Annotated in this window: 6 protein-coding genes; 2 read left to right on the top strand and 4 right to left on the bottom strand. The window is 72.4% G+C overall.

The features are described from left to right. Together ACIY1X_RS22790 and ACIY1X_RS22785 are read right to left on the bottom strand one after the other, a co-directional pair. Positions 1–1,770: ATP-binding cassette domain-containing protein (locus tag ACIY1X_RS22790; protein WP_399685028.1), on the bottom strand; the 1,770-nt coding region annotated here is incomplete at its 3' end. Further along, entirely contained in the window at positions 1,767–2,636 is an 870-nt protein-coding gene (locus ACIY1X_RS22785) for a branched-chain amino acid ABC transporter permease (RefSeq protein ID WP_399685026.1), read from the bottom strand. The genes ACIY1X_RS22790 and ACIY1X_RS22785, both read right to left, overlap by 4 nt. 73 nt (positions 2,637–2,709) lie before the next feature. Here ACIY1X_RS22785 and ACIY1X_RS22780 point away from each other — a divergent pair, with 73 nt between their 5' ends. After that, complete coding sequence (locus ACIY1X_RS22780; RefSeq protein WP_399685023.1) at positions 2,710–3,555, top strand: FadR/GntR family transcriptional regulator; 846 nt, start codon at positions 2,710–2,712, stop codon at positions 3,553–3,555. On the opposite strand, the gene ACIY1X_RS22775 is transcribed toward ACIY1X_RS22780, so the two are convergent. Both ACIY1X_RS22775 and ACIY1X_RS22770 read right to left on the bottom strand, forming a co-directional pair. Next, entirely contained in the window at positions 3,476–5,146 is a 1,671-nt protein-coding gene (locus tag ACIY1X_RS22775; protein WP_399685021.1) for an AMP-binding protein, read from the bottom strand. The two genes, ACIY1X_RS22780 and ACIY1X_RS22775, sit on opposite strands and share 80 nt — an antisense overlap. Next, positions 5,143–6,120, bottom strand: coding sequence for a Bug family tripartite tricarboxylate transporter substrate binding protein (locus tag ACIY1X_RS22770; RefSeq protein WP_399685019.1), 978 nt, complete (start codon positions 6,118–6,120; stop codon positions 5,143–5,145). Before ACIY1X_RS22770 ends, ACIY1X_RS22775 begins: the two co-directional genes overlap by 4 nt. A gap of 48 nt (positions 6,121–6,168) precedes the next feature. Here ACIY1X_RS22770 and ACIY1X_RS22765 point away from each other — a divergent pair. After that, on the top strand, positions 6,169–7,419 hold a 1,251-nt coding region (locus tag ACIY1X_RS22765; protein WP_399685017.1), incomplete at its 3' end, for a CoA transferase.

Below are 7,419 nucleotides of genomic sequence, written 5' to 3'. Positions count from 1 at the left end.
CTGCGCCTGCGCCGCGGGCGGCGTGCCCAGGTAGGCGCGCACCACCTCGGGGTCGGCCGCCACGTCGGCCGGCTTGCCGTCGGCGATCAGGCGCCCCTGGTGCAGCACCGTGATGCGGTCGGACAGCGCCAGCACGCGGTCGATGTCGTGCTCGATCAGCACCACCGCGTGCGAGGTGGCGAGCGCGCGGATGAGCGCCGACACGCGCACCCGGTCGGCCTCGCCGAGGCCGGCCAGCGGTTCGTCCAGCAGCAGCAGTTGGGCGTCCGTGGCGAGCGTGATGCCGATCTCCAGCAGGCGGCGCTCCCCGTGCGACAGATCCGTGCACGCCTGCCCCGCCTGCGCCGACAGGCCCACCGCCTCCAGGATCGACCACACCCGCATGTTGGCCGCCGCGTCGGCGTGCGCGTCGCCCCAGGGCCGGTAGGCGCGCGGGCGCTGCGCCTGCACCGCCAGGCGCACGTTCTCGAAGGCGCTCAGGTGCATGAACACGCTGACGATCTGGAACGAGCGCGCCAGCCCCAGCCGCACGCGCCGGTGCATCGGCAGCCGTGTGATGTCGCGCCCCATGAAGCGCACGCTGCCGCCGTCGGGCGCCACCAGGCCGGTGAGCATGTTGAAGAAGGTCGTCTTGCCCGCGCCGTTGGGCCCGATGAAGCTGTGCAGCGTGCCGGCCTGCACGTCGAAGTCGTAGCCGGCGGCGATCAGCAGCGGGCCGAAGCGCTTGGTCAGCCCGCGCACCGCCAGCAGCGGCGCGCCGCCGGCGCCCGCCGCGGGGCGCGAAGGGCGGAACGGCTCCACCGCCGCCGGCCGCGGCGGGATGCCGGGGCGCACCAGCGTCCAGCCCTGCGCACCGAACAGGCGCCGCAGCAGCCCGTGCAGACCCTCAGGTGCGGCCAGCACCACCACGATCAGGATCGGCGCGAACACCAGCCACCAGTGGTCGAGCAGCGCGCCGAGCTGGTCCTCCAGCACGATGAACAGCACCGCGCCCCACAGCGCGCCGGCCAGGTGGTGGATGCCGCCCAGCACCGCCATCAGCACCGCATCGGCCGCGTGCTCCCAGCTCAGCGGGTTGGCGTACACGCCGCGCATGAAGAAGGTCAGCAGCGCCCCGGCCAGCCCGGTGATGGCGGCCGAGATCACGAAGGCCGCCAACTTCACCGGGTAGGTGGCGTAGCCCAGGCTGGCGGCGCGCTGCTCGTTGTCGCGCACCGCCTGGAACAACCGGCCGAGCGGCGAGTGCGCCAGGTGCCACACCAGCACCAGCACCAGCACCACGGTGCCCAGCACGAAGGCGTGGAAGGCCGGCGCCGCGTCGAGCACCGGGCGCGGCACGCGCTGCAGCCCGTTCTCGCCGCCGGTGACGTCGGTCCACTTGTAGGCGATCTCGTAGCAGATCTGCGCGCAGGCCAGCGTGAGCAGCGAGAAGTACAGCCCGCGCCGCCGCAGGATCAGCGCGCCGACCGGCAGCGCCACCAGCGCGGCGAACAGCACCGCGAAGGCGATGCCCGCGAACTCGCTGGCGCCGCCGAACCAGCGCAGCATCGAGATCGCCGCCGCGTAGCCGGCCAGGCCGAAGAAGACCGAGCCGCCGAAGGGCACCAGCCCGAGGTAGCCGACCAGCAGCCCGATGCCCACCGCGTACAGCGCATAGATCGCCACCTGAGTGACGCGCCCGATCGGCAGCGAAGTGACCAGCGTGAGCGCGCTGAGCACCGCCAGCACGGCCGCGAACTGCACGGCCGGATGCGAGAGCAGCCGCTTCATCCGAAATGTTCCCAGTGTTCGCCGAACAGCCCGCGCGGGCGCACCAGCAGGATGGCGGCCATCAGCAGGTACATCGCCACGCCGGCCGCGTCGGGCCAGAACTGCGTGGTCATCGACGTGACCAGGCCGACCAGCAGGCCGGCGATGACGGCGCCGCCGTAGGAGCCCAGGCCGCCGATGGTCACGATCACGAAGGCCGGCATGATGGCCTGCGCCGCCATGCCGGGCGTCACCGACCACAGCGGCGCGGCCAGCACGCCGGCCGCGCCGGCCAGCGCGCAGCCGATGCCGAAGGCCGCCGTCAGCACGCGCGGCAGGTTGATGCCCAGCATGCCCACCATCTGCGGGTCGCGGCTGCCGGCGCGCAGGATGCGGCCATAGGGCGTGAGCGCCAGGAAGGCCCACAGCCCGCCCAGCAATGCGAGCGTGGCCGCCAGGACGGCCAGCCGGTAGGTGGTGGTGAGCACCGGCCCGTACTCGATGAAGCCCGCCAGCACCGGCGGCGGCGTCACCGGCTGCGCGCTGGAGCCCCAGACGGCGCGGATCACCGACTCGATGAACAGCGACAGCGCGAAGGTCAGCACCAGCGTCATGAGCGGGTCGCGGCCGTACAGCCGGCGCACCAGCACCCGCTCGACCACGACCCCCACCAGGCCCACGCCGATCGGCGCCAGCACCACCGCCGGCCAGCCGAAGCGGCGCTGCAGCGTCAGCGCGAAATACGCGCCGAGCGCGAAGAAGGCGCCGTGCGCCACGTTCACGATGCCCAGCAGGCCGAACACCAGCGACAGCCCGATCGACACCAGCACGAACAGGAACCCGAGCACCAGCCCGTTGACGCCCTGTGAGACGATCGCATCCAACATCGGACCAATATATGATTGGTACGACCATTGGTCAATAGAACCCAACCCTGAGGCAGACGCTACGATGCAGGACATGCCCCGCCCCGTTCACGCCGAACCCAAGTCCCTGGACGTCGCGCCGATCAATCCGCAGCGCATCTTCCAGGAGGTGGCCGCGCAACTGCGCCGGCTGATCTCCGAGGGCAAGCTGCGCCCCGGCGACAAGCTGCCGCCCGAGCGCGAGATGGCCAAGGGCTTCGGCGTCAGCCGCAACACCATGCGCGAGGCGCTGCGCGCGCTGGAGCTGGGCGGCCTGATCGAGCTGAAGCTCGGCGCCACCGGCGGGGCCTTCGTGCTGCCGGGCAGCTCCAACGCGGTGGTGGCCGGCATGCGCGACCTGTACCTGGTGGGTGCGATCACGCCCGAGCACCTGACGGCGGCGCGCATCTCGATCAGCGCCGCGGTGATCCGCATGGCCTGCGAGCGCATCACGGACGAGGAGATCGACGAGCTGGAGCGCAACGTCGCGGCGGCCGAGCGCGCGCGCCGGGCGGGCGACTTCCAGGAGCGCACGCGCCACCACCAGGCCTTCCACGTGCTGCTGGCGCGCTGCACGCACAACCCGATCCTGATCGCCACCACCGAGGGCATCATGGAGATCACGCGCCAGTTCGTTCGGGCCATCGGGCCGACCGACGAGCAGAACTACACGCATCCCTCGCGCAAGCGGCTGCTCAAGCACCTGCGGGCGCGCGACACCGAGAAGGCGGTGGCCGAGATGAGTTCCGCGCTGGAGAAGCTGCACCGCGGCTACATGGTGAAGGCAGCGCCCGCCGCGCCGGCCGCGAAGCGACCTCGCGCTAGCGCTGCAGCACCACCCCGGCCGCCTCGCGGTCCCAGGCGATCGACAGGTCGGCCTCCAGCGCCTGGCGCAGCCTGAACTTCTCCACCTTCTGGCTCATCGTGGTGGGCAGGCTGTCCGCGAACTGCACGTAGCGCGGCACCATGAAGTAGGCCATGTTGCGCGCGCAGTGCTCGATCAGCGCCGCCGGGTCGAGCTGCACGCCGGGTCGCGGCACCACCACGGCCGCCACCTCTTCGTCGTTGGTGGCCGTCGCCACCGGGAAGACGGCGGCCGCCGCCACGTCGGGGTGGGTGGCGATGATCTGCTCGACCTCGAAGGCGGAGATGTTCTCGCCCCGGCGGCGGATGCAGTCCTTCTTGCGGTCGACGAACCACAGGTAGCCGTCGGCGTCGCACACGCCGCGGTCGCCGGTGTGGAACCACAGGTTGCGGCGCGAGGCCAGCGTCGCCTCCGGCATCCTGTAGTAGCCCAGGGTGCCGCGCCAGGGCTCCTCGAAGCGCAGCACGATCTCGCCGACCTCGCCGGGCGGCAGCTCGTAGTCCTCGTCGTCGACGATGCGGATCTGCACGCCGCGGCGCGGCCGGCCGATGGAGCCGAGCTTGTCGCGCGGGTCCCACTCGGTGAAGGAGGTGACCATGCCGTAGTCCGACAGGCCGTAGTTGTTCATCGCGCGCAGCCCGAAGCGGCGCTCGAACTCGGCCGCGTACTTGGGCGTGGGCGCCATGCTCACCAGCCGCAGGCAGTGGTCTGTGTCGCCCGCCGAGGGCGGCTGGCTCCACAGGAAGCTGGACATCGCCCCCAGGAAGTTGGTGATGGTGGCCTTCGAGTCGCGGATCTCCTGCCAGAAGCGCGAGACCGAGAAGCGGCGCGACAGCGCCACTGAGGCGCCGCACACCAGCGCCGCGCCGCTGGCGGCCAGCAGCGCGTTGTTGTGGAACAGCGGCAGGCACACGTAGAAGATGTCCGAGGCGCGGTAGCCCTGCGCCTCGGCCGCGCTGGTGCCGTAGGTGAGCGCCGCCGCGTGCGAGAGCATGCTGCCCTTGGAGGGCCCGGTGGTGCCCGAGGTGTAGGCGATCAGCACCAGCTCGCTGCTGCGCACCGGCTCGGCCGGCACGAAGGGGGCGTCCGGCGCGGCCTCGACGATCCGCCCGAAGTCGGCCACCGCGACGCCGGCGGCGCCCGCCAGCGCGGCGCCCTCGTCGCCCTCGGCGTCGCGCACGACGATCACGCGGCGCACCAGCGGCAGCTCGTGCAGCACCTCGGCCAGCCGGGCGGCCAGCGAGGACTCGACCACCACGGTCTCGCAGTCCGACTGGGCCAGGTAGTAGCGCAGCAGCTCGCCGCGCGCCGCGGTGTTGACCGGCACCGACACCGCGCCCATCCGGGCGACGGCGAGGAACAGCGCCAGGTGCTCGGCCGAGTTGCCCATGAACACGCCGACGTGCGCGCCGCGCCCGATGCCCTGGCCTTGCAGCGCGTGGGCGATGCGGTGCGTCCAGGCTTCCATGCCGGCATAGGTGACGCTGCGCCCGCCGGCGAACTCGCGGAGGAAGACCTTGTCGGGCGTGCTGCGCGCGAACTTCGACAGGACGTGGGGAAAGGTCAGCTCGCGCACCGGGTAGGTGCCGGCGGTGACGGCGTGCAGCCGCGTGTCGGGGTTCTTCATTCGGGCGTGATGCGGTTGCGTTGGATGACGTCGAGCCAGCGCTCGTTGTGGCGGGCGAGCAGCGCCTGGAACTCCTGCGGCGTGCTGCTGGTGGCGACCACGCCGGCCTTCTTCATCGAGTCGCGGTAGCCCGGGTCGGCCACGGCCTTCTTCATCGCGGCGGCGAGCTTGTCGACCACCGCCGGCGGCAGGCCGGCCGGGCCGACCAGGCCGAAGAAGATCTCGAAGCTGAGGTCGGGCTGGCCCACCTCGGCCACCGTCGGGATCTCCGGCAGCGCCGGGTCGCGCCGGGGCGTGGTGACGGCGAAGCCCTTGAGGCGGCCGGCCTGGATCAGCGGCGTGGCGGCGGGGGTGGAGGTGAACATCAGGTCCACCTGCCCGCCGAGCATCGCGTTCACGCCGTCGATCTCGCCCTTGAAGGGCACGTGCAGCAGGTCGATGCCGGCGCTCTGCTTGAGCATCTCGGCCAGCAGGTGCGGCGCGCTGCCGTTGCCGGAAGAGGCGATGCTGACCTTGCCGGGCTGCGCCTTGGCCAGCTTCACCAGGCCGGCGAAGTCGGCCGCCGCCAGCTTGGGCGGCGAGGCCAGCGTCCACGACGAGATCGCCGCCAGGCTGATCGGCGTGAAGGCCTTGCGCGGGTCGTAGGGCGGACTCTTGGTGACGTGCGGCGTCACGCTCATCGGGCTGTTGCCGCCCCAGCCGAGCGTGTAGCCGTCGGGCGCGGCGCGCGCCACCGCGGCCATGCCGATCATGCCGCCGGCGCCGGCGCGGTTCTCCACCACGACGGGCTGGCCCAGGTCGCGCGACATCAGCGCGGCGATCTGGCGTGCCGACAGGTCGGTCGCGCCGCCGGGCGAGAAGGGCACGACGATGGTCACCGCGCGGCTCGGGTAGGCGGCGGCGGGCTCCTGGGCGGAGGCGAAGGCGGCCGCCCCGCAGAGGGCGGCCGCGGCGAGCAGGCGGGTCAGTGGCATGGCTTTGTCTCCTGGATGGCTGGGCGATGTGTCCCTATAATAACTAGAATGGTCCAACCATTCAATCATTCTGGAAATGGCCTCCTCCACGGCCTGCACGTGATCGAGCTGTGCGAGCCTGAGGCGGAGTACTGCGGCCTGCTGCTGGCCGGGCTCGGCGCCCGGGTGACCAAGGTGGAGCCGCCGGGCGGCGCGGCCTCGCGCCGCATGCCGCCCTTCGCCGACGAGGGCGGCGCCGATTCGCTGTTCTTCCGCGCCTACAACCGCGACAAGGACTCGCTGGTACTCGACCTCGACCGGCCCGAGGCGCGCGCGCGGCTGCTGGCGCTGCTGGAGGCGGCCGACGTGCTGCTCGCCGGCTCGCTCGAGGCGCTGGAGCGCGCCACCGGCCTCGCGCTGGCGGACCTGGCGGCGCGCTGCCCCACGCTGGTGACGGCGCGCATCACGCCCTTCGGCGACGACGGCCCGTGGAAGGACCTGCGTGCCTGCGACCTGGTGCACCTGGCGCTGGGCGGCGTGATGATGAACACCGGCTACGACCCCGACCCGCGCGGGCGCTACGACACGCCGCCGATCGCGCCGCAGGCCTTCCACGCCGGCCACATCGCCTGCGAGCAGGCGCTGATCGGCATCCTCGGCGCACTGCTGCACCGCGAGCGCACCGGCGAGGGCCAGGACGTGGCCTGCGCCATCCACACGGCGGTGGCCGTCTCGACCGAGATGGACCTGATGTCGTGGGTGATGCGCGCGGTGCACCAGCACCGCCAGACCTGCCGCCACTCGGCCGAGGTGCTCAACCCCGTCACGCCGCTGGCCCAGACCAAGGACGGCCGCTGGAACCTGGGCTGGATGGTGACCGCCGCCGACGAGAAGAAGGTGGTGGAGTTCCTCTCCTCCTGGCACATGGCCTGCGACCTGCAGGGCCCGGACGCGCGGCGCGACCCGAAGGTGCGCGACGTGCCCGGCGCCACCGCCTTCGACGAGCACAAGGCGCACGTGTTCGAGGTGGTGCAGCGCTTCGTGCGCAGCTTCCGCTACCGCGACCTGCCCTGGCAGGAGGCGCAGGCGCACGGCCTGATGTGGGCGCCGTTGCGCAAGCCGCACGAGAACCTGGAGGACGCGCACTGGCTGGCACGCGGCAGCTATGCCTGGATCGACGGCCTGCCCTACCCGCGCGCCAAGTGGATCGGCTCGGGCACCGCCTGGATCGCGCAGCGCGCCGCGCCGGCGCTCGGTGCCGCCGGCGACGCGCCGCCCGTCGCCACCGCGCCCGCCAGCCCGCGACCGGCCGCCGCGGCG

The sequence above is a fragment of the Xenophilus sp. genome (assembly GCF_044462705.1).
Taxonomy (GTDB): Bacteria; Pseudomonadota; Gammaproteobacteria; order Burkholderiales; family Burkholderiaceae_C; genus Xenophilus; species Xenophilus azovorans.
Note: the sequence above shows the minus strand (reverse complement) of the source record. Positions and strands in the feature narration are given on the sequence as shown.